Source organism: Enterobacter sp. R-1.6.2, from assembly GCF_035064085.1.
Lineage (GTDB): Bacteria > Pseudomonadota > Gammaproteobacteria > Enterobacterales > Enterobacteriaceae > Enterobacter > Enterobacter asburiae_B.
On sequence record NZ_JASEYI010000005.1, the window covers coordinates 203,230 to 227,478 of the forward strand.

The window sequence follows — 24,249 nt, forward strand, 5'->3', positions numbered from 1 at the left end:
GGACGTTTGTCAGTCGTCACAGGTGTAAACATTATTTGCCCACTGATAACGCTGCGGCTAATGCCCTCTTCAACGAAGTGACGACATCATCCGTATCCATGCCCATCTGTGCATGAATAATTGCGCCGTCAATGAGCAGCATGATTTCATTGACGACGCGCTCATCAGCACTCTTCGTCAGCAAGGCAATAATTTTCTTTGTTTCTGACTTATGACTGCGGCATATCTCTTTAATTTCGCTTTCAATATCTTCCGATTTCGCCTCTGCGCTGGCGTTAATAAACGCGCAGCCGTGGAACTCGGGTGAAATAAACCATTCGTAAAGCGTTGCAGATATCGCATCAGCAGGTATTTCGCCTTCATCGAGATGTCGACGCAGGGTGGTTTCAAACCAGTTAATCCATATTTCATGCCGATAGTGCAAATAGGCGAGAATAAGCAAGCTCTTACTCGGAAAATGGCGATAGAAAGTCACCTTGGTCACTTTAGACGCTTTAATCAGCGTATCCACCCCCGTCGCCCTGAAGCCCGTGGAATAAAACAGGTCGTGCGCCGTGAGTAATATCTTATCTCTGACGCTGATTTTTGTATCGTTGCCTGCAGGTTCTGTTTTCACTTTTGGGTAGCCTCAAAAAGAATGTTGACAGCGTTATTTTACAGGCATAGATTAACGCAAGTAGACAGGTCTGTCTACATAATATAACACTGAGGTAATCGCAATGAACACACGTCCTCCTTTACCGCCCTTCACTCGTGAAAGCGCCATCGAAAAAGTCAGACTGGCAGAAGATGGCTGGAACAGCCGCGACCCGGCGAAAGTCGCGCTCGCCTATACGCTGGATACCCAATGGCGCAACCGCGCTGAGTTCGCCACTAACCGTGAAGAAGCCCGGGCGTTTCTGGAGCGGAAATGGAAAAAAGAGCTGGACTATCGTCTGATTAAAGAGCTCTGGGCATTTACGGAGAACCGGATCGCGGTGCGCTATGCCTATGAATGGCATGATGATTCCGGCAACTGGTTCCGCTCTTACGGCAATGAAAACTGGGAGTTTGAGCCGGACGGACTGATGAAGCGCCGCTTTGCCTGCGTAAACGATATGCCAATCAAAGCCTCTGAGCGTCTGTTCCACTGGCCGCTGGGCAGACGTCCGGACGATCACCCTTCGCTGAGCGATCTTGGCTTATAGGATTTTCGCATCACTCCGGGCCGCCCCGGAGTGGTGAATTTACAGGGCGCCCAGCTGTTTCATCAGCGTCAGGTTGTCCTCAATATGCCAGTTAGCCACAATTTTACCGTCAGCAATCTTATAAAGATCCGTGGCGATGAAATCTATTTTCTGCCCCTGTCCTTTCAGCTTGCCAAATGTTCCGGTGAATGTGCCGTGAAAATGTAAATGCGAAACCACGCGATCGCCTGAAATAATCATTTGCTCAACGTCACAGCGCAAATCAGGCACGGCTGCGCGAAACGCGCGGGACGCTAAAATAGCGCCTTCCGGCCCCTGCCTACGCCCTTTCGGAGGCGTTTTATCAATAAAACCTGCCGCCAGGGCATCACGCGCCAGGGTTTCATTACCCGTGTTCCAGAATGAAGCATATTCTCTGGCAACGGCTTCATTCACCTTTAATTTCGCCTGCGGAAGGCTGTTGTCTGCAATAAGCTGTTTTGGCTGCAGCCATTCCCCCTGCGCGGAAATCGCATTGCCCGACAGACCTGCAAAAATAACCATCGCTACAGCAGAATGAAAATACGTAGAATATTTCATGATATCTCTCAATAGAGTATTACATTACCCGCAGACGATTTCCTGCGGTTCAAATCAGAGAGGGTCAGTTAATTAACGCCCCGCCCTCAATATCAATGACCGACCCCGTAACAAAGGGATTATCAATGGCGAAAAGATACCCTTGCGCGATATCCTCCGCCCTTCCCCAGGCTTTGGCTGGCAGGGTTTCCGCCGCGCCAGCGAGCATTTTTTTCCGCGCGGCGGCGTCCATGCCCGCGTACGCTTCCGTGTCGGTCAGCCCCGGACTCACGACGTTGACGCGCAGCGGTGAAAGCTCTTTCGCCAGCACTTTTGTCGCGGCCTCGATGGCGGCATTCATCGTCGTTTTAACAATGGCGCCCGCCACGGTGCGTCGCGCCACGAACCCGCTGGTGAACGTCAGCGTACCACCGGGCGCGATGTTCCCGCTGAGATAGCGGGCGACATTGATGCTTCCCCAGAATTTTGTATCAAAGGCCAGCCTTGCCGCGCGGAGATCCAGCCCGGAAAGAAGCCCTCCCGGAGCCTGTGAACCCGCCGTAACGACGATATTATTGACCTCACCCAGCGTTTCACCGAGTGCAACCAACTCTGCCTCACGGCTGATATCCAGCACGAGGGTATGAACAGACGCGGCGTGGGCGCTCAGCCGTTGCCGCGCAGCGTCCAGCTTCGCGCCGTCGCGGCCCGCAAGAATAATGTCCTCGCCGCGCCCGGCAAGCAGGCTGCCTACGGCGAAACCGATGCCGGAAGCGCCGCCGATAATTAAGGTCTTACGGGTCATAACGTTTTCTCCTGCAGGGTGTAAATGGGGTAATCGGTATATCCCGTGGCGGTGCCGCCAAACAGCGTGGCGGGGTCGCGCACCTGGGCCAGAGGCAGCTGGTGCGCCAGCCGGTGGGGTAAATCCGGGTTGGCAATAAACGTCCGTCCGAAGGCAATCAAATCGGCATAGCCGGCAGCAAGGATCTTTTCCGCTTTTTGAAGGTCATAGTTCCCCGCGACGATAAGGGTTCCGCTAAATGTCTCGCGTAGCGATTGTCGGAACGGCTCAGGCACCTGCGGCGCATCGTCCCAGTCGGCCTCCGCCAGGTGGATGAACGCAATCCCTTCTTGTTCACACCAGGCCGCGAGAGCGAGTATGGCTTCCGTCACCTGCGGATCGTTCATCCCGCGCTGGGTAATAAACGGGGAAAGGCGAATGCCCGTACGCTCGCTGCCAATGGCCTCGGCAATGGCGCTTAACACCTCCTGAGCAAAGCGGATCCGGTTCGCCAGCGTGCCGCCGTACTCGTCCGTGCGTTTGTTGGAGGTTTGACGAAGAAACTGGTCGATCAGATAGCCGTTTCCGCCGTGAACCTCCACGCCGTCAAACCCGGCCTGAACGGCATTCAGTGCCGCCTGACGATAGTCCGCGATGATGCTGTGAATGTCCTTGCGCGAGAGGGTTCTCGGCTGTGGGCAGTCAACCATTTGGCCTTCGCCTTTTTCATTCACCACCCACACCTGCGCGTCCGGCGCCAGTGCTGACGGGGCGACCGGCTGACCATCCTTATGAAAGCTGGCGTGCGACATTCGCCCGACGTGCCAGAGCTGCGAAAAAATCACCCCGCCCGCCTGATGCACGGCGCCCGTGGTGAGCTGCCATCCTGAAACCTGCTCAGGTGAATGGATGCCGGGCGTCCAGGAGTATCCCTGGCCCTGAGGCGAAATCTGGGTGGCTTCCGTGATGATTAATCCGGCGCTGGCCCGCTGCCGGTAATACTCCGCCATCAGCGCCGAGGGAATATTTCCCGGCTGCAGGGAGCGCGCGCGAGTCATCGGCGCCATGACGATACGGTTTTTCAGGTCTTGCTGACCCAGCCTGTAGCGTTCAAAAAGTGAGGTACGTTGCATGTTTTCATCCCTTATGGTTTGGATGAAATCACTTTACAGTCGGCATCTTATTTTGATAATTACGCTAAAATCAGATGCACTTTTCGGAATATATGAATAATGGGTAAACTCGAAGACATGGCGTTACTGGTGGAAGTTGCCGAGGCTGGCGGTCTTTCTGCCGCCGGGCGACGCCTGTCGCTTTCTCCCGCCACCATGACGGCCAGGCTGAAGGCGATTGAGGAGCGTTACCAGACGCGCCTGTTTCACCGCTCAACGCGATCGATCGCGCTGACCCGCGCCGGGGAAGAGTTTTACCATGCCGCGCTGCGCGTGCTGGAAGAAGTGCATCACGCCGAGTCGTTACTGACGCAAAAGGAAGGCGTGCTCAGCGGCAACATTCGCCTTTCTGCGCCCTCGGACTTTGGCAGACAGTATCTCTGCCCCGCCGTCGTGGAATTCTCCCGACGCCATCCCGACGTTAAATTTTTCATCTCGCTAAGAGAACACGTTGAGGACCTGGTCGCTAACCGGCTGGATATGAGCGTGCGTTTCGGCAACCTGCCGGACAGCAGCCTTGTCGTCAGAAATATCCGCCCGAACCATCGGGTGCTGGTCGCCTCCAGGGAGTATCTTAACGAACGCGGCATCCCCGCCACGTTTGCCGATTTAGCTCAGCACCGGTGCCTGGCGCTTGAGTCTCAGGGTGTGGTGATGAACGAATGGCGCTTTGAAAAAGATGGCGATGAAAGCGTCGTTCGCGTAGAGCCAGCCATGGTGTGCGACGACGGGGCTTTGCTTCGTCAGTGGGCTCTCAGCGGGGCTGGCATCGCGGGGAAATCGTGGTGGGACGTCAAAGACGATGTTGAAACCGGAAGGCTCACGGTACTGTTTGCCGACAGCTTCACCGGCTTTAGCCGATACGATCGCAAAGATGTCGGCCTGCAGCTTGTTTACCCCCAGCGCAAACTGCAGCCGCTTCAGGTCACGGCGTTTAGCCAGTTTTTTCTCGACTGGCTAAAAAAACAGTAAAATTAAATCGCGTCAGGCATCTGCGGTTAATTTCTCGCCAAAATAAGAGATGGCGCGCATTTCGGTGACAACCTCAGGACTACTCTGTGTGCGGTTTTCAGGAGGTACAAAATATGAAAAAGCTTCTGATCTGTTGTTTGTTTGGTAATACCGCAAACTCTCTCGCCAAAAAAATGCAGTCTCTGGCAGAACGCGAAGGCTATCCGCTGATGATTAGCGCTGTTGGGCTGGATAACTTCGCCAGCGTCGCTCCCGCTTTCGATGGTTTCCTCATCGCGCCGCACATTCAGTACAAACTCGATGAGATAAAAGAAACGGTGGGCAATACGCGTTCAATCGCCATTATTGAGAGCCTGCCCTATGCCTCTCTCGACGCGAGGAAAGTATTGAATTTCGTGAAGGAGCAGATGCCTGAACTGGCTGCCTGACAGATAAGGCCGCATCGGTTTTGCGGCCTCCTCTCACCCGGCGTTCAAAACGTGTCGACACAAGGCTGGCCGACCTTATTAAGGGCGTTTTTCAACCTGGCTCTGAGTTCAATTAACGCCGCTTCTTTCTCTTCAAGCTGCTGCAGCTTGCGGCGCAGTGAAGCCTGTTTTTGCTCAGCGGTAAATTTGTCGTCAACCCAGACAGCCAAAACCTCTGAAATTTCAGCTAAGGTAAAACCCAGCATTTTGGCATGCTTGATCATGTTTAAACGCTGTAAATCGACGGCGGAATAGACTTTATAGTTATTGCTGCGATTGGGCTGCGGGATATTCTCTAACAGCCCCTGTCGCTCATAGTAACGCACCGTCTCTTTCGACAATCCCGTTTTCGCACACAGTTCACCAATTCGCATCGCGTCGCCCTCACCTTGTAAAAATCACGCTTGACCGTGTACCTAAGTGCACGGTTTATGCTGTGCAGCATACATTAGGGAAACGGGATTAAACATATGAATTCTTTTGATTATACAGGTAAAACAGCGCTGATTACCGGAGCGTCGTCGGGCATAGGCCGTGATTTTGCCCGGCAGCTCGCCGCCCGCGGCGTGGCCTTGATCCTGGTCGCCCGCAGCGAGCCAAAGCTGCAGGCGCTTGCCGTAGAGTTAGTCAGAAAGCACGGCGTCTCCATCACGATTATCGTGCAGGATTTAGTGAAGCCGGAAGCCATTCCCCACATTGTGGAACGGCTTGAAACCTTAAGACGTGTCCCCGACATTCTGATCAATTGCGCCGGCTTCGCCACCTACGGGCCATTCGAAAAGCTGTCCATCGACAGGCAGCGTGATGAGATAAACGTAAACTGCATGGCCCCCGTGGAGCTGACTCACGCCTTGCTGCCGGGAATGCTGCAGCAGGGCTCCGGGGTAATTATTAACGTTGCCTCAACGGCCGCGATGCAGCCGGATCCCTATATGGCGATTTATGGCGCAACCAAAGCCTTCCTGCTCTCGTTTTCGAACGCGTTGTGGGGAGAGTATCGCTCAAAGGGCATCCGCGTCCTGGCGCTTTGCCCCGGCGCAACGGATACGGCCTTTTTTGATGTGGTGAATGCTGAGGAAGCCTCGGTCGGTAAACGAATGCCCGCTGACAAGGTGGTCACCCTGGCGTTGAAGGCCGTGGAGAGTAACCGTAACTACCTGATTACCGGATGCGGTAACTGGCTTCTGGGGCAGCTACACCGGTTCGTGACGCGCAGGCGTCTGGTGCTTATCGTTGAAAAAATATTGCGTCCGCGCTCGGCCTGAGCAAAAACGGCTCCGTTCAGCGCAAGGGAGTTGCGCTGAAATCCACGCTTATCGCAGGCAGATAGATGCCATAGTGCACGAAAAACAGTGATACACTTACCGCACCTGGTTGATCGTCCCGTCTGAACGGCGCATGATGAATGACGGTAACCAAATCTCAAAATGGTCACTCGTTGTTAATCGTAGCCTGTCACGCTAAGCTTAAATAATGACTAAAAATATGAATCCCCCATCATCACGTGGTCCCCTTGACCACGCTGTCAGAGAGCAAATCGTCGAAGCGGCTTTTGAGCACTTCGGCCACTACGGCTATGAAAAAACCACCGTTGCCGAACTGGCTAAATCCATTGGTTTTTCAAAGTCCTACATTTATAAGTTTTTCGATTCCAAACAGGCTATCGGCGAGGTGATCTGCGCTAACCGCCTGGAGCTGATCATGGCGGCAGTGCTTTCCGCCATCGAGGGTGCGCCGTCGGCAAGCGAAAAATTACGCCGCCTTTTCAAAGCGCTCACCGAGGCGGGAAGCGAGCTGTTTTTCCACGACCGTAAGCTATACGACATCGCCGCCGTCGCCGCGCAGGAGCAGTGGCCTTCCACGCAAAAGTACAGCGAAAGCCTGATGAAGCTGATTGAGAGCATCATTATCGAAGGCAGGCAGGCCGGCGAGTTTGAAAGAAAAACGCCGCTGGATGAAGTCACCTGTGCCGTCTACATGGTGATGTGCCCTTACATTAACCCCGTTCAGCTTCAGTACAACCTCGAAATGGCCCCCACCGCGGCGGTGCTTCTCTCTTCACTGATTTTAAGAAGCCTGGCCCCCTAATTTGTGACCATTGACAATTTTGGTCACTAGTCAGAGAATGCGGATACCGTCCTGTTACGTCAAAAAGGTTTCCCATGATCAGGCTCACTTCAGCCCGCGTTGCCGTTTGTCTCCTGCCGTTTGCCCTGGTGGCGTGCGGCGATATTTCCGCGAGTGACGATCCGCGCACAAAGCCACCGCTCGTCAGATCCGTCTCCGTCGAGCTAGCGAACAATAGCGCCCGCGCCTTCACGGGCGTGGTGGTCGCAAGAACGCAAAGCGATTTAGGTTTCAGGGTTCAGGGAAAAATCCTTGAGCGGCTGGTCGATACGGGCCAGACCGTCAAACAGGGCCAGCCCCTGCTGCGCCTGGATCCGGTTGACCTGAAGTTACAGGCTCAGGCGCAGCAGCGCGCGGTGGATGCGGCTCAGGCGCGCGCGCGCAAAGCCTCCAGCGATGAGGCGCGCTATCGTGGACTTGTGGCGTCCGGCGCGGTGTCTGCCTCGGAGTATGACCAGATCAAAGCGGCGGCCGATACGGCCAGGGCCGATCTCAGCGCCGCCCGGGCGCAGGCCAGCGTGGCGCAAAACGCCACGGGCTATGCCGTGCTGCTGGCGGATTCAGACGGCGTGGTCATGGAGACGCTCGCCGAGCCGGGCCAGGTCGTCAGTGCCGGACAGGTGGCGATCAGGCTCGCCAGAGCCGGGCAGCGTGAAGCGCTCGTCCAGCTTCCGGAAACGCTGCGCCCTGCCGTCGGCAGCGAAGCGCAGGCCACGCTGTATGGCAATGAAAAACATCCTGTCACCGCAACGCTGCGCCTGCTGTCTGATTCGGCCGATGCCGCGACCCGCACTTATGAAGCCCGCTACGTGCTGGATGGCCTGCTGGCGAACGCGCCGCTGGGGGCGACCGTCACGCTGAACGTTCAGGACAATAAAGCGGAAGGTCAGGTCATGCAGGTCCCGCTGGCCTCACTCTATGATGCAGGAAAAGGTCCCGGCGTCTGGCGCATTTCCGCCCAGCCGGCAAAGGTCGCATGGACGCCCGTCAGGGTGCTGAGCGTGGGTGAAGATGCGGCGCAGGTCACGGGCGGCGTGAAGCCCGGTGAGAAGATTGTTGCGTTAGGCGCCCATCTTCTGCACGAAGGTGAGGTCGTCAGGCTTGCTAAGCAGCGCAATGCCGCCCTGGCGGAGAACACACCATGAGCGGAAGCCGCTTTAACCTGTCGGCGCTGGCCGTACGCGAACGTTCCGTCACGCTGTTTCTGATCGTTCTGGTCACGATTGCCGGAATTTACGCCTTCTTTGGGCTCGGGCGCGCGGAAGATCCGCCCTTCACGGTAAAGCAAATGACGGTGATAACCGTCTGGCCGGGCGCGACCGCGCAGGAAATTCAGGATCAGGTCGCCGAGCCGCTGGAAAAGCGCCTGCAGGAACTCAAATGGTATGACCGTACCGAAACCTATACCCGTCCCGGCATGGCGTTTATCACGTTGTCATTGCAGGACAAGACCCCGCCAGCCGAAGTGCAGGAGGAGTTCTATCAGGCGCGGAAGAAGCTTGGAGATGAATCTCAGCGTCTTCCGGCGGGCGTCATCGGCCCGATGATCAATGACGAATTCTCGGATGTCACCTTTGCCCTCTTTGCCCTGAAAGCGAAAGGCGAACCGCAGCGGCAGCTGGTACGCGATGCCGAAGGCCTGCGCCAGCAGCTCCTGCACGTTCCCGGCGTGAAGAAAGTGAACATTATCGGCGAACAGGCCGAGCGGATTTACATCTCCTTCTCCCATGACCGTCTGGCGACGATAGGGCTCTCACCCCAGGACATTTTCAACGCCCTCAACAGCCAGAACGCGTTAGCTGCAGCGGGCTCTATTGAGACCCGAGGCGCGCAGATTTTTATCCGCCTGGACGGCGCGTTCGATGAACTGCAGAAAATCCGCGATACGCCTTTTGTGGCTCAGGGCAAAACGCTCAAGCTGTCCGATGTGGCAACGGTTGAGCGAGGCTACGAAGATCCCCCGGCGATGCTGATACGCAATCAGCATGAGCCCGCCCTTCTGCTGGGCATCGTGATGCGTGAAGGCTGGAACGGTCTGGCGCTGGGGAAAGCGCTGGATGCGGAAACGGCAAAAATAAATGATAGCCTGCCGCTTGGCATGTCCCTGACCAAAGTTACCGACCAGTCCGTGAATATTCGCTCGTCGGTCGATGAGTTCATGATCAAATTCTTCGTCGCCCTGCTTGTGGTCATGGTGGTGTGTTTTGTCAGCATGGGCTGGCGCGTGGGTGTTGTCGTTGCGGCGGCGGTACCGCTGACGCTGGCTGTCGTTTTCGTGGTGATGGAAGCCGCGGGGATAAACTTTGACCGCGTTACGCTGGGCTCCCTGATCCTCGCCCTCGGCCTGCTGGTTGATGATGCCATCATCGCCATCGAAATGATGGTGGTGAAAATGGAGGAAGGTTACGACAGAATCAAAGCCTCGGCCTTCGCCTGGAGCCATACCGCCGCGCCCATGCTGGCCGGTACCCTGGTGACGGCCATTGGCTTTATGCCGAATGGTTTTGCCCAGTCGACCGCAGGGGAATACACCAGCAATATGTTCTGGATCGTCGGCCTCGCCCTGATTGCCTCGTGGTTTGTCGCGGTGGTGTTCACGCCCTATCTTGGGGTGAAGATCCTGCCGGCGATCCCGAAAGTCGAAGGGGGTCATGCCGCCATCTATAACACGCCTCGCTATAACCGTTTTCGCCGGCTGCTGGCCCGCGTTATCGCCAGAAAATGGCGGGTGGCCGGGTTGGTGGTCGCCATTTTCATCCTGGCCGTGCTCGGCATGGGGCTGGTTAAAAAACAATTCTTCCCGACCTCCGATCGCCCGGAAGTGCTGGTTGAGGTGCAGATGCCCTACGGTACCTCGATTGAGCAAACCAGCGCCGCCACCGCAAAAATCGAAGCGTGGCTGGGCCAGCAGCCTGAAGCCAAAATTGTCACGGCCTATATTGGTCAGGGTTCACCCCGCTTTTATCTGGCGATGGCGCCTGAACTGCCCGACCCGTCTTTTGCGAAAATCGTGATCCTGACGGACAGCGAGACGTCGCGCGAGGCGCTTAAGCTCCGGCTGAGAGAAGCTGTCGCCAACGGCCTTGCCCCCGAAGCGCGCGTGCGGGTAACGCAGCTGGTGTTTGGCCCGTACTCGCCCTTCCCGGTTGCCTGGCGCGTGTCGGGGCCGGATGTCGAACAGGTGCATGACATCGCTGACAGGGTGAAAGCCGTGCTCCAGGCGAGCCCGATGATGAGAACCGTCAACACCGACTGGGGCTCACGCGTTCCTGTCCTGCATTTCACCCTCGATCAAAACCGCCTGCAGGCGACCGGCTTGACCTCCAGTGCCGTTGCCAATCAGCTTCAGTTTCTGCTCTCAGGCGTTCCCGTCACCTCCGTGCGGGAGGATATTCGCTCGGTAGAGGTTATTGGCCGTGCGGCGGGAGACATACGTCTCGATCCGGCAAAAATCGAGGGTTTCACCCTTGTCGGCAATGCGGGACAGCGCGTTCCGCTGTCTCAAATCGGCAAGATTGAGATCGGTATGGAAGATCCGATCCTTCGCCGCCGCGATCGCACCCCGACGATTACCGTGCGGGGCGATATCGCTAACCATCTTCAGCCACCGGATGTGTCGGTCGCCGTCATGAAGCAGCTCCAGCCGATTGTTGACGCGCTGCCGGCCGGATACCGTATCGACATGGCGGGTTCGATTGAGGAATCGGGCAAAGCCACGCAGGCAATGATCCCGCTGTTCCCGATAATGATTGCCCTGACGCTGCTGATCATCATTTTGCAGGTGCGCTCAATCTCGGCGATGGTGATGGTGTTCTTAACCGCGCCGCTGGGGCTGATTGGCGTGGTGCCCGTGCTGTTGATTTTCAATCAGCCGTTTGGCATCAACGCGCTGGTCGGCTTGATCGCCCTTTCCGGCATTCTGATGCGCAATACGCTGATCCTGATCGGTCAAATCGATCATAACCAGAAGCAGGGCCTCGAGCCGTTCCAGGCGGTGGTTGAAGCGACAGTCCAGCGCGCGCGCCCGGTCTTGCTGACCGCCATGGCCGCCGTGCTGGCGTTTATTCCCCTGACGCATTCGGTGTTCTGGGGCACGCTGGCTTACACGCTGATAGGCGGAACGCTGGGTGGGACGATCGTCACGCTCGTCTTCCTGCCCGCGATGTATGCGATCTGGTTCCGGATCCGCCCTGCGGAACAACGGGTGCAGCCCCCTGCAGAAAACGTGTAAACTACCATGAGTAGATAACACTTCTGAGGAAAGCATGGTTGTTAAGCGCTTAAGAAAAGAGGACCGCCGCGTGCAGCTGCTGGAGGTTGCGCGCGGAATCGTTCGTCAGCAAGGCACGGAGGCGCTGACCCTTGGCTACCTGGCCGAACGAGCCAACGTGACCAAGCCTATCCCCTACGATCACTTTGGCGATCGTGAAGGGCTGCTGATGGCGCTGTACCAGGATTATAGCGACCGGCAGCTGGCGAAGTTCCGCGAGACGCTGGCGGTCGACAGCAAAACGCTGGAGAAGACGATCCGCTTTTTCAGCGCCGCCTATATTGACTGCGCCATTAGTGCCGGACCTGAAACCGGGCCAATTGCCGCAGCGCTGTCCGGATCCCACGCGCTGCAGACGTTTCGTGAGGCATGCGTGGCCGAATGCGCCGACTGCCTGCGTACCGCGCTTTCCCCGTTCGTCGCGCTGAAAGGCGTTCAGGGAGAAGCGGTACTGACGGCAATCATTGGCGCGGCGGACGCGCTCAGCACCGCCGCGGGCAACGGCGTGCTCGCCCGGAACGTGGCGGAAGATACGCTCAGCGGCGCCATGACCGGCGTGCTGGAGACCTACGTGAATAGCACAAAATGATCGCTGGGGGCGGATTGACACCTAAGTTACCAATAGTAATATAGGCGTCAGTTCTCACCCATTCGAGGTCGCTATGTCTGCTACAAATGCCATTAATAACGCACTGATCGTGACGGCTCATCCTGTCGACAATTCGTTATCCCATTCGCTGGCAGCCCGTATTGCCGGAAAATTACGCGAGCAAGGTACGCAGGTTGAGATTGCCGATCTGCATGCTGAAGGGTTTAATCCGGCGATGACCCGCGCCGATCTCGATTTGTATCACGGCGATCCGAACGCCCTTCCCGACGATATTCTGCGCGAGCAGCAGCGCGTCGAGCGAGCGGATATGCTGGTGTTTGTCTTCCCCGTGTACTGGTGGTCGGTCCCCGCGCTGTTGAAAGGCTGGTTCGATCGCGTATTAACCCTGAACTGGGCGTATAAGGTGGCCGACGACGGCCGGATTGTGGGCAGCTTACGCGACGTTCCCGTCCGCCTGATCGCCACCGGCGGCAGCGATCTCACCGGATTCGACAAACACGGCTATTCGACGGCGATTCAGACGCAGATAATCGAAGGCGTGTTTGGCTTCTGCGGGTTGAAGAACGTTAAGCTCGATATCCTTTACCAGGCAGACGCGGCGACGCCTGAGCAGGTAGAGGATTTCCTGCAGGGGCTAGAGAGTCTTAAATAATCCCGGCTATCCAGTCACAGCAAAGGCGCGCCTCCTTCGCCAGAAGGAAGCGCGTGTCTCGTTATCACCTACCACCGTCAGGGGCGATCTTTTAATCCTGCTGGCTAACCGGAACTCTCTTTCCAGCGATTATTCAAAAAATAACGAGAAAAGGCCAATCGCCATCACTACGCTCATAATCACCTGAATCAAAATAATAAAAAAAGCGACCCCACCCAAGACTGTGATTTTTCGACGCAGAATGAAAGTAATGCCGGAAAGTACAGCACTGAACAGAATGGCTTTAAGGATATAGGAAAGCGGAACCATTGCCGGGTGACCGGTATGCACTCCAGCAAGCCCAATGATACCCAGCAGAAAACCTCCGCAGAATCCCCATCCCCAGAAAGTCATCGGTAAGCTCATCTGCCCCACGACTAATCTTTTCAACATACGCACATCCTTTTTGTGATTATTTTTATCAAAATTCACCGGTTTACAGGGTAAAACCCCCGTCACCCACCTGCGCCTGGGCGTACCATTTCATCAGCTCCGCGCAACCGGGCGCGTTCTCAGCCGGTGACCATGGGGCGGTATCGTGCTCCGGAACAGGCTGATAGCCGCCGTGTTTTACCTCGAAAATGACGCCGCCTTTATCCAGCGACAGCACGGCATGCCAGGTACCGGCATCCATCTCCAGCACTTTGCAGTCTTCACCTAACACCACGCGCTGGGTCACGTTACCGCCGTCATCAAAATTCAACACCAGAAAGCGACCGCTCAGAGCCGTCAGCAGTTCAAACGTGTGCGGGTGGCGATGAGGGCGAACATAGGTGCCAGGCTCCATCGCGATAGCCAGGCGCTGCACCGGGTCGCTCAGCTCGGGATGTAAATTGCGGTGCGCGCGTAAGCGAGGAGAATTGGCAGCCTGCTCGCTTTGTTGCTGCAGGTCACTGAACGTAATTTGTTTCATATACACCTTTGTGAATGGAGTCAGCGGACGGCAACCCTTTAGCCGCACGACGTTATACCATTCTGGACGGTCGATGAGCGATGGCATTTGTGAAACAAATCGCTGCAGCGTGAGGATGCGCGCGATCGCCCCCAAAGCGCAACGTTGAGTAAAACTCACATTGATTCCAACTATTTATCGTTTTTAAAAAGTGACGCACCTGAAATACCATCCATTCACCCCTGGGATAGAAAAATAAATAATACTAAGCCTGTATGGAGCACCTATGACACTCGATGTTTTATTCCCTGTATTGAATATTATCTCGCCTCATAAATATAGCCCTGATGCAAATGTGCATGAGCTGATAACGTTACTTTCAGCAGAAAAGGAAAGCTCAGAAGCGCTATCGCCTTTCATACATCGACTGCATCTTTTGGCTTTCGCCCAAAGCAATCCGGGTAACGCCGAAGAGTTGCTCTCAGCGCATTTACCAAAAGAGGGTGGGATCCTTCCGCTGCTGGACTTTGCGGACTGGCCAAAGGTGCGTTACGCCACGTCAGGCGAAGCTCAGACGCGTGAATCGCAGGAGTATTTCCGTGACATGACCTCGGCTGCCAATCTGTTACGCACGGCGCTGATCGACGCCGAGCGAGCAAAGGGAACGCCTGCGCTTTATATTCTGGATAAATTACTCAACCTGAACAGCGCCCTGCCGGAGCGATATAAACAGATGGCAAATATTCCCTACGCATAAATATGTTCTATATGCGGAATATCCTTCACTAAATATTCCGCTATTTACTAAACCCGCTTTTCGTTGTAATCAAGACAGACGATATCCAACGAAGGCAGTACCGGCGCATTAAGGTTAAGCCACGCCAGCAACCGTTCAATACTCTGTCTTCTGAGCGAATTTTTCGGCCAGACGAGGTAGTAGCCATCGCCGGTTGCGATAGCTTCCCTGAAGGGCAGCGCGAGCAGGCTGCTTTTCAGCGCGTCGAGCGTGAGGCGGAGGTCGGCCATCGCCACGCCGTGACCGTGCATGGCGGCCAGGCTTCCCTGCTCCAGGGTGTCGAACACGATTCCACGACTCACGTCGAGCCCGGGGAATGACCCGGTTCTTTTCAGCCATCGCTTCCAGTCCCGTCTGTCCGGAGAGGGATGGATAAGATCGCACTCTGGGAGCTGATGCCGGGCAGACTCAAGCAGCGACGGGGTACAAACCGGAATGAGCCATTCACTGAAGAGCAGCCGGCTTTCCGTAGACTCGCCGAAATAGCCATTACCGAGCAGGATCGCACAATCGTAGGGCTCACGGCTGAAGTCAACGGTGTCGAAGTCCATCCAGACGCTGGCAATTTCAATTTTTGGCTTCGCGTGGTTCTCGCGAAAGGATTTAAGCACATTCAGCAGCCACCGCATCGTCAGGGTGCTGGGGGCTTTGAGGCGCAGAAGGTGGTTTTCGCTTCTGAATGCGCGACAGGCCCACTCAATATTCGAGAAACTTTCGCTGAGCTGTCCGGCCAGAATACGTCCGGCATCACTGACCTCCACTCGCGGCCCCTGGCGTTTAAAGAGCTCACAGTCGAACCACTGTTCAAGCGTCCGGACATGCCTGCTGACCGCGCCCGGCGTGATATTCAGTGCTTCAGCCGCTTTGCTGAAGGAGTTCAGCCGCGCGGCAACTTCAAAAGCGCGCAGCGCATACAGTGGTGGTAAAGACATACATTCCCTTTCTGTGAGGTTTAGCTATGCAGTTTTTGTATTATCGGCACTCGGTGACTTGTCGCTCAGGTCCTCAGACGGGAACGTCATCAGCAGCTCCCTGAGCAGGGACTCAAGCTGCGCGCGCTGCGCGTCAGACAAGTTGCTCAGCAGCGCATTTTGCGTTTGCGTATGGACGATCAGCGCCTGTTCGATGCGCTCCTGCCCGTGCGGTGTCAGGCTTACGAGGGTGCTGCGCTTGTCATCCGGATCGGCAATTCGCCTGATAAGCCCAAGCTGTTCGAGATGGCTGAGCCGGTTCGTCATCGCCCCTGAGGTTACCAACAGCGATTTATAGAGCTGCGTGGGGGAAAGGCGGTACGGCTCACCGGCGCGACGCAGCGTGGCGAGCACGTCAAACTCGCCCTCGCGAAAGCCAAACTGCGCCATCGCCTGCGCCCATTCTTTTCCCAGATGCTTCATCAGCCTGAGCATTCGGCCAAAAATTTTCATCGACGAGGCGTCCAGCTCCGGCATGGCGCGGCTCCACTGGCCGACAACGAAGTCTACGTGATCTTGCATTTTCACCCCTGATGGCGTGCGAATTTATCCTGTTGTGCGGTACATCTTACGCAAAAACATATTTTATCTTAACGTTAAGATAAATGCTCGTGGCAATTTGTCCGGGCCATTCACAACCGAAAAGGACTCCATGTTGAAACGCACGTCGCCTTTACTCTTCGCCGTTATCGCTTTTATCGTCGGGCTGAACCTGCGCCCCATTCTGGCTTCTGTCGGACCGCTGTTTTCCGTGCTGCAGCGCGAAGCGGGGCTGACCGCTACGCAATTCAGCCTGCTAACCACCCTGCCGGTCGCGATGATGGGGCTTGCCGCCCTGTGTGGCCCCTGGCTTTTAGCCCGAGTCGGCGCCGTACGGGGAATTATGTTTGGGCTCTTTATCCTGCTTGCGGCCTGTTTGCTGCGCGGTTTTAGCGCCTCACCGGAGAGTCTTATGGGCACCGCGCTACTGGGCGGGGCCAGCATAGGCACGATCCAGGCGTTAATGCCTGCCCTGATTAAAAAGGAATATACGCAAACGTCCAGCACGGTAATGTCGCTTTTCAGCACGGGCATTATGGCCGGTGCGGCAGTCGCCGCCGCCAGCGCCGAGCCGTTGTTTTCATGGCTGACGCTGAAGCCCGCGCTGGCAATGGCCGGGCTGTTAGCGCTGCTTGCGCTGATACTGTGGTTAACCCTGGTTAAGCATCCTCAAGGGGAAAAAACAGCACGCGAAACCGTTACGCTCTCGTCCTCCCGGACAGCGTTACTGCTGCTCTTTTTCGGCGTGGGAACGGGCGCCTACACGCTGGTATTGGCCTGGCTGCCCCCGCTCTATATTCAGGCGGGATGGTCCGCACGCAGCAGCGGCTACATGCTGGCCTGGCTGACGTTAACCGAGGTTGTCGCCGGGTTTGCCGTCTCCGCGCTGATCGGTAAATTCCCCGATCGTCGCGTGCCGCTGATCGCCGTATTGCTGTTGCTGCTGGCAGGATTACTGTGTCTGGTCTTTGCGCCGGGTACGACGCCGGTATTATCCACGTTGCTGCTTGGTACCGGGATCGGCGCCCTCTTCCCGCTGTCGCTCATCGTCACGTTCGATCATGCGCGAACGCCCGCACAGGCCGGGAAGTTGCTGTCTAAAGTTCAGGGAGGCGGATACACGATCGCCGCGCTTATGCCGTTAATTGCGGGGATCGTTCGCGACAGTTCGGTCTCGCTGACCAGCGCATGGCTGATCATGAGTGCGGGAGTCGTGCTGCTGATCGTTATCGCGCTAAATTTTAATCCCGTCGTGGACGTGCAGGCACGGTGAACGCGATACCAGTTTTGAGAGTCGTATTTCCGCCGATCGTAAGATAAATTCAGGGTGAATTTCACCTCATTCAGGAGTGGATATGCCGCAGACGTTACCGGAAATTGATGTCTTGTTCGTCGCCGGGTTCGGGCCCATTTCGCGGGATACGGAGTCCAGCACCGCGTTTTATGTCCAGACACTCGGCCTTCCGCTGAAGCCGATGGAGGGAAACACCGATTATCTGCTCACTGAGGAGGATCAGCTGGAAGGCGTGAAGCATTTCGCCGTCTGGCCGCTCGCACAGGCGGCAGCATCCTGTTTTGGAGAGGAACAGTGGCCAGTTGAGCACCCGATACCGCAGGGATGGGTTGAGTATGAGGTACAGGATTTGGACTCGGCTACACGCGTTCTGAGCGAAAAAGGCTATCGGATGCTGGTGGCTAACCGTTTGGAACCGTGGGGGCAAACCGTCACTCGCCTGCTCAGCCCGGAAGGCTTGCTTACCGGGCTGACGATTACGCCGTGGCTGCGGGGGTAAATGGGTTATTGGAAAGCAGCATTGTAGTGGGAAACGCCTGCTTTGAGCGAACAGTGGGCGTACCCTTATGCTATTTTCACCAACGGTGTGACTCTATTTCTGGGTACTTCAGCCGGCACTGCGGGCAAGCTCATCTATTTTTGTGCCAAAAACCCGATGATAGTTAACACTCTTGATAACCTGAGCACCGAAAGACTCATAAAACTTTTGTGCCAATGGGTCTGCTGCCACAGATAACCAATCGAGTTGTAAACATCCCCGCTCTTGAGCCCGGCTGGCTATAAAACTCATCAGCTTTCTACCCACTCCAGCCCTCCTGAAAGGTGCTGAAACAAAAAGCTCTTTGATAAACATTTGCCCGCTGAAACGTGGTGAAGGGTACATCACTGAGACACATGAAAACGCAGCTATTACTCCTTCACAAACCACTTTGTGAACTTCAGTATGAGAGTCGACTGCAAGGACCTTATCCCTCAGATATGCGGTCATGTCACTCCTGGACAAGCAAACATCCTGGTTATAATAGTTTTCCATCTCGATAAAAATATCAACCAAATCAGGATATTCGTCTGGCTTGCAGATGGTGATGTTCACGCATATCTCCTTAAGCAAATAGTACCAATTTAAATTAACACAAAAGCAATAAAGCTATATCAATAAAGGTTACTACCGCAAATTGTTAAATAACGCAGTTGTTTCATAGTTGCTGAAGCAGTTTTGAGCTCGGAGCGGACACTCAGTATATAAGTGAAATAATTGCTGATTTTGCATTCAGGCCCTGTTAAGTTGAATGACGATGAAAACACACTCAGTCCTAACCTATTCAATGATTATTATCACCTGTCTGACTCAGGTGGGATAACGTTCGCCATTTTCCCGCCGGTAAGGCGGGCCTTACCGGTAACAATTCAGTGAGGTAAAGAATGGACACAAATGCAGTAGCGACGCCTGAAAAACCTGTCTTGCACTTGTTATGTGGAAAAATTGCATCAGGAAAATCCACATTGTCAGCAAAATTAGGATCATCACCTGGGACTGTAATTGTCAGCGAGGATCGCTGGCTGGCTGCCCTCTTTACCAATGAAATGCAATCCATATCTGATTATGTGCAGTATTCATTAAGACTAAGAAATGCCATGAAGCCTCATCTGGTTTCACTACTCAAAGCTGGTTTATCAGTAGTTCTTGATTTCCCGGCAAACACACAAACAAATCGTGAATGGATGATGAGCATTATTAAGGAGTCAGGTGCCAGTAATCAGCTGCACTATCTGAAAGTTTCTGATGAAGTATGTAAATCCCGCTTGCGCGCCCGTAATGCAGAAGGCGTGCATGAATTTTCTGCCTCAGATCAACAATTTGATATCATAACGCGCTATTTCGAAGAGCCAACGGCTGATGAAGGGTTTGATATTATCGAATACTGCTAAATTTACCTTCCTGCACAAAAGCCGCCAGTTGGCGGCTTCTTTATTTTCCATCTCATACGGTTATAAACGGTACTATAGCGAACTAAAAGTCCGCTCCTGGCACAAAGCGGACATCGGGTATTCCGGAAGTGCCCGACTCATGGTTAATTCCATTCACCAAAACTCTCACCTCCCCAAAGCCTCGACAATCACCCTCTCCATTTTCTCTGGCGTGGTCATCGGTGCAAAACGCTTGAGTGGTTTACCGTCGCGGCCGATCAGAAACTTAGTAAAGTTCCACTTGATCCGCCCTCCCAGCACGCCGGGCAATTCGTTTTTCAGATAACGAAACAGCGGGTGCGCTGCGCTACCGTTAACTTCAACCTTCTCAAACATCGGGAAACTCACGCCGTAGTTGATGTAACAGGTTTTCGAGATTTCGTCGGCGCCGCCGGGTTCCTGTTTACCGAACTGGTTGCAGGGGAAGCCCAGCACCACTAATCCTCGATCGGCGTATTTCTTGTATAGTGCTTCAAGGCCAGCATATTGCGGCGTAAAGCCGCACTGGCTGGCGGTATTGACGACCAAAACCACCTTTCCCGCATAGTCGTCCATTGAGATAAGGCGGCCATCCAGGCGGGTGGCGGTAAGTTGATAAAAGCGAGTCATACTGAAATCCCTCAAGGCTGGCCGAAAAATTCACGGTGACCATCAACAGGGCCGCCGCCGTTTAGAAAGTTTACATTCAGGCAGGCTATTTGTGATACATTCCTGGCGCGCCAATGACCCCCACACTCGCTATCAGGTATGCAGAACATAACAAAAAAAATTCGCTGGCTTCTGCTTACTCTCCCACTCCTCAGCGGTTGTGGCACGCTCTCACAGATGTCCTCCCCGGAAGGTACTCAGGAACTTCTCACCCATGATTCGCTGGATGGCGACGTTGACAGCGTGGTGCGTCACTATATGGCGCAAAAATCCGTTCCCGGGATGACGGTCGCGGTGATCCATAATCACGGCTCGCCGCAGTTTTACACCTGGGGCGTAACCGATGCGGTCAATCGCTATCCGGTCAGGCCCGACACCCTGTTTGCGCTCGGCTCGCTCAGCAAAGGGATCACGGCGGAAGTGGTGGCTTGTCTGGTCAATGAAGGGCAATTGAACTGGAACGATAACCTGGCGACATTGCTTCCGCCGGGGACGCCGCTTAGCGCGGATGCACAAAAAATCACCCTGCTTGAACTGGTAACCCACACCTCCGGCCTGCCGCGTCAGAATATGGATGTTCCGATGCTTGGGAAATTCATCGGCTATTTAAGCACGGGCGAAAATTTCTATAGCGAGCTGGACAGCGATAACGTGCTGCGCTACCTCGCCGACTGGCGGGCGCCAAAGAATAAAGTGCCGCAATATTCCAATACCGGCTACGCCCTGATCGGCTATATCCTGAAGCACAAGACCGGCGAAGATATCCAGAGTTTAGCCTCGCGCTATATTTTCCGTCCGCTGCAAATGGCTAACAGCAGCTTTATTCCCCAGCAGCTCAAAGGCTACCCGCAGCGTGCGCTCGGCCACGCGGGCGATCAGCCTAAATTCATCCCGCGCGGGCAGCTCACCCCGGACTGGCATTTTTCCAACAACATGGTGGCGGCAGCGAGCTTGTACAGCAACGCCGAAGATCTGGCGGCCTATGCCCGCTATCACGTCTCGACGACCCACAGTCCCCTGCTGGACAATGTCTTTGCCGAAGTCAGAAATACCGATATTCAACGTCCCGACGGAGTGCAGGGTATTGCCTGGACCACCGACTTTATCGGTCTGGAAAAAATCACCTATCAGGTCGGCTATATCGGCGGCTACTCCAGCTTTATCGGCTATGACAAAGAAAAAGGCAATGCGGTGGTGGTGCTGCAAAATACCTTTAACTGGAGTAATTACATCGGCATCGCGCTGTTGATGGATATGGCGAAAAAAGACGGTCTGAGCCCTACACCGCCGACTTCGGCCTTAAGTTCTCATCAAACGCCAGCCGTTTCCGGTCAGGCTCAGCCTCGCGCAGCGGCTCCACCTGGTGCATAGTTAGCTTGCAGCGCTCCACCAGCACCTGATACTCCCGCGTGCCCTGCTGCTTCCACGCCAGCTCCTGTTCGCTGAGTTCGCGAATCGCTTTGGCCGGGCTGCCGATAATCAAATGGTTGGCGGGCATCTCCGCTTTCGCTTTCACGAACGCCGCCGCGCCGACGATGCTGTTTTCACCGATGACCGCCCCGTCCATCACCACCGCGTTCATGCCCACCAGCGCATTGCGGCGGATCACGCAGCCGTGAAGAATAGCGCTGTGGCCGATATGCCCGTCCTCTTCCACCACCGTGTCCTGCTCCGGAAAGCCGTGCATTACGCAGTTATCCTGAATGTTGGCGCCGTCTTTCACCACGATACGGCCAAAATCACCGCGCAGGCTGGCGTTAGGACCGACGTAAACGCCTTTGCCCAGAATCACGTCGCCAATCAGCACCGCCGTCGGGTGAACATAGCTCTCGTCCGGCACGACCGGCGTCAGACCGTCAATTTGATAAACTGGCATCTTCACTCCTTATGCGCTTGTAAGACCACCAAAGCGTTGATAGTAGAGCGTGCCGGGCACGGGCAGCTCGCCCACGGAGGTTTCGCCCTTCTCGCTGACAAACGCCAGCGCCCCCGGCGCGACACGCTGATAGATGTTAATGCAGAGCTGTCGGGCGCTTTGCCCCGCCCAGTGCGCGGGCAGCAACTCTTCCGGCAGCAGCGGATCTTTCAGCACCACGCGACGATAAAAGTGAATCAGCAGCAGCTGGATCTGGAAACAGCGTTCCGGCGTCAGCTCCTCCGGCGCGGCCTCTTTCAACAGCGGCAGCAGCGGGCGGAATGAATCGATGAACGTCTCGTACATCGCGTTTTGCTCGGTTAGCTGCCAGCACTCCTCCACCCGCGAACGCAGCGCGGCACGGGAGAGCGCCAGCGGCGAGTGGGCTTCAAAGAAAATCACGTTTTCCGCCACGCCGGCATCGTGAAGCAGGGACTGCACGTCCGCCAGATGCTGCGACGGCGAGGCCATCAGGCTCGGCGCCAGCGTGCCAAACCCCTGCCAGATCAGCTGTTTTTTGACGTCGGCAAGGGTGGTTTTATCCAGACCTTCGGAGAGCAGCAACAGCCATTTGCCGTCCCAGGCGGGCAGTTCCGCGCGGTAAATCTTATTCTCCGCGCGACGCGTCAGACGAAGCCCTTTATCGCTCAGGCGGTAAAAGCTGCGACGCCCGATGCGGGAAACGTCCAGCCAGCCCTCTTTGTTGAGTCGAAACAGCGCGGTACGCACGAAGCGCTCGCCAAACCCCATGCCTTCCAGCAGGGCGGCCAGGCTGCCGAGCCAAATCTCACCGCCGCGATGGGAAAGCGCGTCACCGTATAACGAGGAGATAAGCGAGGTCCCGCTGACGGGAACGGAGCTGACCGCGTGCTGGATAAAGGCGTCGAGTTTATTCATGTGATTCATTCTGTTGTTATTTTTGTCCTGGATGAATCATAGCATAGGATTCTGGGATAGCCCCTCACCCTAACCCTCTCCCAAAGGGAGAGGGAACTTTTACACCCTCTCCTTTTGGGAGAGGGAACTGTTTACACCCTCTCCCTTTGGGAGAGGGCCGGGGTGAGGGAAACTCAACCGTTGGCCGCAGCTTTACGCAAGTCAAACACCCGACAGGCTTTGCCCTCTGAGCGCGGGATGCTGCCGCAGTTAACAATCATTACGTCGGTGGAAATCCCCACCATCGACTTAATGCGGTGGCGCAGCTGGTGGCACACCTGGCAACGCTGCTCGTGGGTCAGGGTTAAGCTGCTCTCTTTCAGCTCCACCTTCACGGAAAGTGAATCAAGATGCCCGCGACGGTTCACCTCCAGCTGATAGTGCGGAGAAAGGTGTTCGAACTTGACGATCTCCTCTTCCAGCTGCGACGGGAAGACGTTGACGCCGCGGATGATCAGCATATCGTCACTGCGCCCGCTGATGCGGTCCATGCGGCGCATGCTGCGCGCGGTGGCCGGGAGCAGGCGCGTCAGGTCGCGGGTGCGGTAGCGGATCACCGGCAGCGCCTCTTTGGTCAGCGTGGTGAACAGCAGTTCGCCCTGCTGGCCGTCATCCAGCGGCGTGCCGTCGTTCGGGTTGACGATCTCCGGGTAGAAGTGATCTTCCCAGATGGTCGGGCCGTCGACGGTTTCGATACACTCCATCGCCACGCCCGGCCCCATCACTTCGGAGAGGCCATAGATATCCAGCGCGGTAATGCCTAAGCGTTTTTCGATTTCGCGACGCATGGCCTGCGTCCACGGCTCGGCGCCGAAGACGCCCACGCGCAGGGAACAGCCGCTGGCATCGCCGCCCATCTGGCGCTCCAGTTCCTCAATCAGGTTGAGGCAGTAGGACGGCGTTACCATGATCATATCCGGCTGGAAATCACGGATCAGCTGCGCCTGTTTCTCCGTCTGGCCGCCGGACATCGGGATCACCGTCGCGCCTAAACGCTCTGCGCCGTAGTGCGCCCCCAGCCCCCCGGTAAACAGGCCGTAGCCATACGCCACGTGAATTTTGTCCTTCGCGCTGCCGCCCGCGGCGCGCAGGGAGCGGGCCACCAGATTGGCCCAGTTGTCGATGTCGCCCTGCGTGTAGCCGACAACGGTCGGTTTGCCGGTGGTGCCGGATGAGGCGTGAATACGCACCACCTGCTCCATCGGCACGGCAAAGGTATCGAACGGATAGTTATCCCGCAGGTCCTGCTTGGTGGTGCACGGGAATTTGCGGATATCCGCCAGCTCGTTGAAATCGTCAGGGTGAACGCCCGCGGCGTCAAACTTGCGTTTGTACATCGGCACGTTGTTGTAGGCGTGATGCAGCGTCCATTTCAGACGCTCGGTCTGCAGCGCCTGTAGCTCGTCAAGGGAGGCCGTTTCAATCGGATCAAGCTTTGTTGTATTTGTCAT

The 24,249-nt window shown here is 55.8% G+C and carries 28 protein-coding genes; 14 read left to right on the plus strand and 14 right to left on the minus strand.

Annotation, left to right across the window (positions count from 1 at the left end; translation table 11 throughout):
* Positions 1-31: 31 nt before the first annotated feature.
* Positions 32-616 carry a TetR/AcrR family transcriptional regulator gene (locus QMN93_RS08145; protein WP_182383509.1) on the minus strand — a complete coding sequence of 195 codons (585 nt, stop codon included), beginning with the start codon at positions 614-616 and terminating at the stop codon, positions 32-34.
* Positions 617-719: 103 nt separating this feature from the next.
* Between QMN93_RS08145 and QMN93_RS08150 the strand changes: the two genes are divergently transcribed.
* Positions 720-1,187, plus strand: a complete 468-nt coding sequence (locus QMN93_RS08150; protein WP_182383508.1) for a DUF1348 family protein — start codon at positions 720-722, stop codon at positions 1,185-1,187.
* A gap of 39 nt (positions 1,188-1,226) precedes the next feature.
* Here the strand turns inward: QMN93_RS08150 and QMN93_RS08155 are convergent, their stop codons facing one another.
* The 3 genes from QMN93_RS08155 to QMN93_RS08165 form a co-directional block, all read right to left on the minus strand.
* Positions 1,227-1,766, minus strand: a complete 540-nt coding sequence (locus QMN93_RS08155) for an ester cyclase (RefSeq protein WP_182383507.1) — start codon at positions 1,764-1,766, stop codon at positions 1,227-1,229.
* A gap of 64 nt (positions 1,767-1,830) precedes the next feature.
* Positions 1,831-2,550 carry an SDR family oxidoreductase gene (locus QMN93_RS08160; protein WP_182383506.1) on the minus strand — a complete coding sequence of 240 codons (720 nt, stop codon included), beginning with the start codon at positions 2,548-2,550 and terminating at the stop codon, positions 1,831-1,833.
* A complete protein-coding gene (locus QMN93_RS08165; protein ID WP_264884948.1) occupies positions 2,547-3,662 on the minus strand; it encodes an alkene reductase in 1,116 nt (371 codons plus the stop codon). The genes QMN93_RS08160 and QMN93_RS08165 overlap by 4 nt, the downstream gene beginning before the upstream one ends.
* Positions 3,663-3,761: 99 nt before the next feature.
* Here QMN93_RS08165 and QMN93_RS08170 point away from each other — a divergent pair, with 99 nt between their 5' ends.
* A complete protein-coding gene (locus tag QMN93_RS08170; protein ID WP_182383504.1) occupies positions 3,762-4,673 on the plus strand; it encodes a LysR family transcriptional regulator in 912 nt (303 codons plus the stop codon).
* A gap of 113 nt (positions 4,674-4,786) precedes the next feature.
* A complete protein-coding gene (locus QMN93_RS08175) occupies positions 4,787-5,101 on the plus strand; it encodes a PTS sugar transporter subunit IIB (RefSeq protein WP_033145449.1) in 315 nt (104 codons plus the stop codon).
* A 44-nt stretch (positions 5,102-5,145) separates the two neighbouring features.
* Here QMN93_RS08175 and QMN93_RS08180 read toward each other — a convergent pair whose 3' ends face one another.
* On the minus strand, positions 5,146-5,514 hold the full coding sequence (locus QMN93_RS08180; RefSeq protein WP_048981118.1) for a MerR family transcriptional regulator: 369 nt from the start codon (positions 5,512-5,514) through the stop codon (positions 5,146-5,148).
* 96 nt (positions 5,515-5,610) lie between these two features.
* On the opposite strand from QMN93_RS08180, the gene QMN93_RS08185 reads away from it, so the two are divergent.
* The 6 genes from QMN93_RS08185 to QMN93_RS08210 all read left to right on the plus strand — a co-directional run bounded on the left by QMN93_RS08185 (position 5,611) and on the right by QMN93_RS08210 (position 12,799).
* Positions 5,611-6,405, plus strand: coding sequence for an SDR family oxidoreductase (locus tag QMN93_RS08185; protein WP_182383502.1), 795 nt, complete (start codon positions 5,611-5,613; stop codon positions 6,403-6,405).
* Positions 6,406-6,613: 208 nt separating this feature from the next.
* The gene (locus QMN93_RS08190) at positions 6,614-7,228 is read left to right on the plus strand and encodes a TetR/AcrR family transcriptional regulator (RefSeq protein WP_064672443.1); all 615 of its coding nucleotides are present in this window, start codon (positions 6,614-6,616) and stop codon (positions 7,226-7,228) included.
* 74 nt (positions 7,229-7,302) lie between these two features.
* Positions 7,303-8,412, plus strand: coding sequence for an efflux RND transporter periplasmic adaptor subunit (locus QMN93_RS08195; protein WP_064672442.1), 1,110 nt, complete (start codon positions 7,303-7,305; stop codon positions 8,410-8,412).
* Positions 8,409-11,498 carry an efflux RND transporter permease subunit gene (locus tag QMN93_RS08200; protein ID WP_182410820.1) on the plus strand — a complete coding sequence of 1,030 codons (3,090 nt, stop codon included), beginning with the start codon at positions 8,409-8,411 and terminating at the stop codon, positions 11,496-11,498. The genes QMN93_RS08195 and QMN93_RS08200 overlap by 4 nt, the downstream gene beginning before the upstream one ends.
* 34 nt (positions 11,499-11,532) lie before the next feature.
* Positions 11,533-12,126 carry a TetR/AcrR family transcriptional regulator gene (locus QMN93_RS08205; protein WP_023335591.1) on the plus strand — a complete coding sequence of 198 codons (594 nt, stop codon included), beginning with the start codon at positions 11,533-11,535 and terminating at the stop codon, positions 12,124-12,126.
* Positions 12,127-12,199: 73 nt separating this feature from the next.
* Positions 12,200-12,799, plus strand: a complete 600-nt coding sequence (locus QMN93_RS08210; protein ID WP_182383500.1) for an NAD(P)H-dependent oxidoreductase — start codon at positions 12,200-12,202, stop codon at positions 12,797-12,799.
* A 129-nt stretch (positions 12,800-12,928) separates the two neighbouring features.
* Here QMN93_RS08210 and QMN93_RS08215 read toward each other — a convergent pair whose 3' ends face one another.
* Complete coding sequence (locus tag QMN93_RS08215) at positions 12,929-13,231, minus strand: hypothetical protein (RefSeq protein ID WP_182383499.1); 303 nt, start codon at positions 13,229-13,231, stop codon at positions 12,929-12,931.
* 43 nt (positions 13,232-13,274) lie between these two features.
* On the minus strand, positions 13,275-13,751 hold the full coding sequence (locus tag QMN93_RS08220) for a WbuC family cupin fold metalloprotein (RefSeq protein WP_182383498.1): 477 nt from the start codon (positions 13,749-13,751) through the stop codon (positions 13,275-13,277).
* 265 nt (positions 13,752-14,016) lie between these two features.
* Between QMN93_RS08220 and QMN93_RS08225 the strand changes: the two genes are divergently transcribed.
* A complete protein-coding gene (locus tag QMN93_RS08225) occupies positions 14,017-14,487 on the plus strand; it encodes a hypothetical protein (RefSeq protein ID WP_182383497.1) in 471 nt (156 codons plus the stop codon).
* 47 nt (positions 14,488-14,534) lie between these two features.
* On the opposite strand, the gene QMN93_RS08230 is transcribed toward QMN93_RS08225, so the two are convergent.
* Both QMN93_RS08230 and QMN93_RS08235 read right to left on the minus strand, forming a co-directional pair.
* Entirely contained in the window at positions 14,535-15,458 is a 924-nt protein-coding gene (locus QMN93_RS08230; RefSeq protein WP_182383496.1) for a LysR substrate-binding domain-containing protein, read from the minus strand.
* 24 nt (positions 15,459-15,482) lie between these two features.
* A complete protein-coding gene (locus QMN93_RS08235) occupies positions 15,483-16,019 on the minus strand; it encodes a MarR family winged helix-turn-helix transcriptional regulator (protein WP_182383495.1) in 537 nt (178 codons plus the stop codon).
* A gap of 130 nt (positions 16,020-16,149) precedes the next feature.
* On the opposite strand from QMN93_RS08235, the gene QMN93_RS08240 reads away from it, so the two are divergent.
* Both QMN93_RS08240 and QMN93_RS08245 read left to right on the plus strand, forming a co-directional pair.
* Positions 16,150-17,310: an MFS transporter gene (locus QMN93_RS08240; protein WP_033145437.1), complete on the plus strand. Its 1,161-nt coding sequence runs from the start codon at positions 16,150-16,152 to the stop codon at positions 17,308-17,310.
* 82 nt (positions 17,311-17,392) lie between these two features.
* Positions 17,393-17,830, plus strand: coding sequence for a VOC family protein (locus tag QMN93_RS08245; RefSeq protein WP_193139203.1), 438 nt, complete (start codon positions 17,393-17,395; stop codon positions 17,828-17,830).
* Positions 17,831-17,938: 108 nt separating this feature from the next.
* Here QMN93_RS08245 and QMN93_RS08250 read toward each other — a convergent pair whose 3' ends face one another.
* Positions 17,939-18,424, minus strand: a complete 486-nt coding sequence (locus QMN93_RS08250; RefSeq protein WP_193139202.1) for an N-acetyltransferase — start codon at positions 18,422-18,424, stop codon at positions 17,939-17,941.
* A 329-nt stretch (positions 18,425-18,753) separates the two neighbouring features.
* Between QMN93_RS08250 and QMN93_RS08255 the strand changes: the two genes are divergently transcribed.
* A complete protein-coding gene (locus tag QMN93_RS08255) occupies positions 18,754-19,260 on the plus strand; it encodes an ATP-binding protein (protein WP_069302768.1) in 507 nt (168 codons plus the stop codon).
* 165 nt (positions 19,261-19,425) lie between these two features.
* Here the strand turns inward: QMN93_RS08255 and QMN93_RS08260 are convergent, their stop codons facing one another.
* Positions 19,426-19,908, minus strand: coding sequence for a glutathione peroxidase (locus tag QMN93_RS08260; RefSeq protein ID WP_193139201.1), 483 nt, complete (start codon positions 19,906-19,908; stop codon positions 19,426-19,428).
* A 138-nt stretch (positions 19,909-20,046) separates the two neighbouring features.
* Here QMN93_RS08260 and QMN93_RS08265 point away from each other — a divergent pair, with 138 nt between their 5' ends.
* Positions 20,047-21,318, plus strand: a complete 1,272-nt coding sequence (locus QMN93_RS08265; protein ID WP_193139200.1) for a serine hydrolase — start codon at positions 20,047-20,049, stop codon at positions 21,316-21,318.
* Here the strand turns inward: QMN93_RS08265 and paaY are convergent.
* From paaY to paaK, 3 genes are all read right to left on the minus strand, one after another.
* The gene (gene paaY / locus QMN93_RS08270) at positions 21,227-21,823 is read right to left on the minus strand and encodes a phenylacetic acid degradation protein PaaY (protein WP_023335575.1); all 597 of its coding nucleotides are present in this window, start codon (positions 21,821-21,823) and stop codon (positions 21,227-21,229) included. The genes QMN93_RS08265 and paaY overlap by 92 nt on opposite strands.
* Before the next feature lie 9 nt (positions 21,824-21,832).
* Positions 21,833-22,768, minus strand: coding sequence for a phenylacetic acid degradation operon negative regulatory protein PaaX (gene paaX / locus QMN93_RS08275; RefSeq protein WP_033145431.1), 936 nt, complete (start codon positions 22,766-22,768; stop codon positions 21,833-21,835).
* Positions 22,769-22,932: 164 nt separating this feature from the next.
* Positions 22,933-24,249: a phenylacetate--CoA ligase PaaK gene (gene paaK / locus QMN93_RS08280; RefSeq protein WP_045888536.1), complete on the minus strand. Its 1,317-nt coding sequence runs from the start codon at positions 24,247-24,249 to the stop codon at positions 22,933-22,935.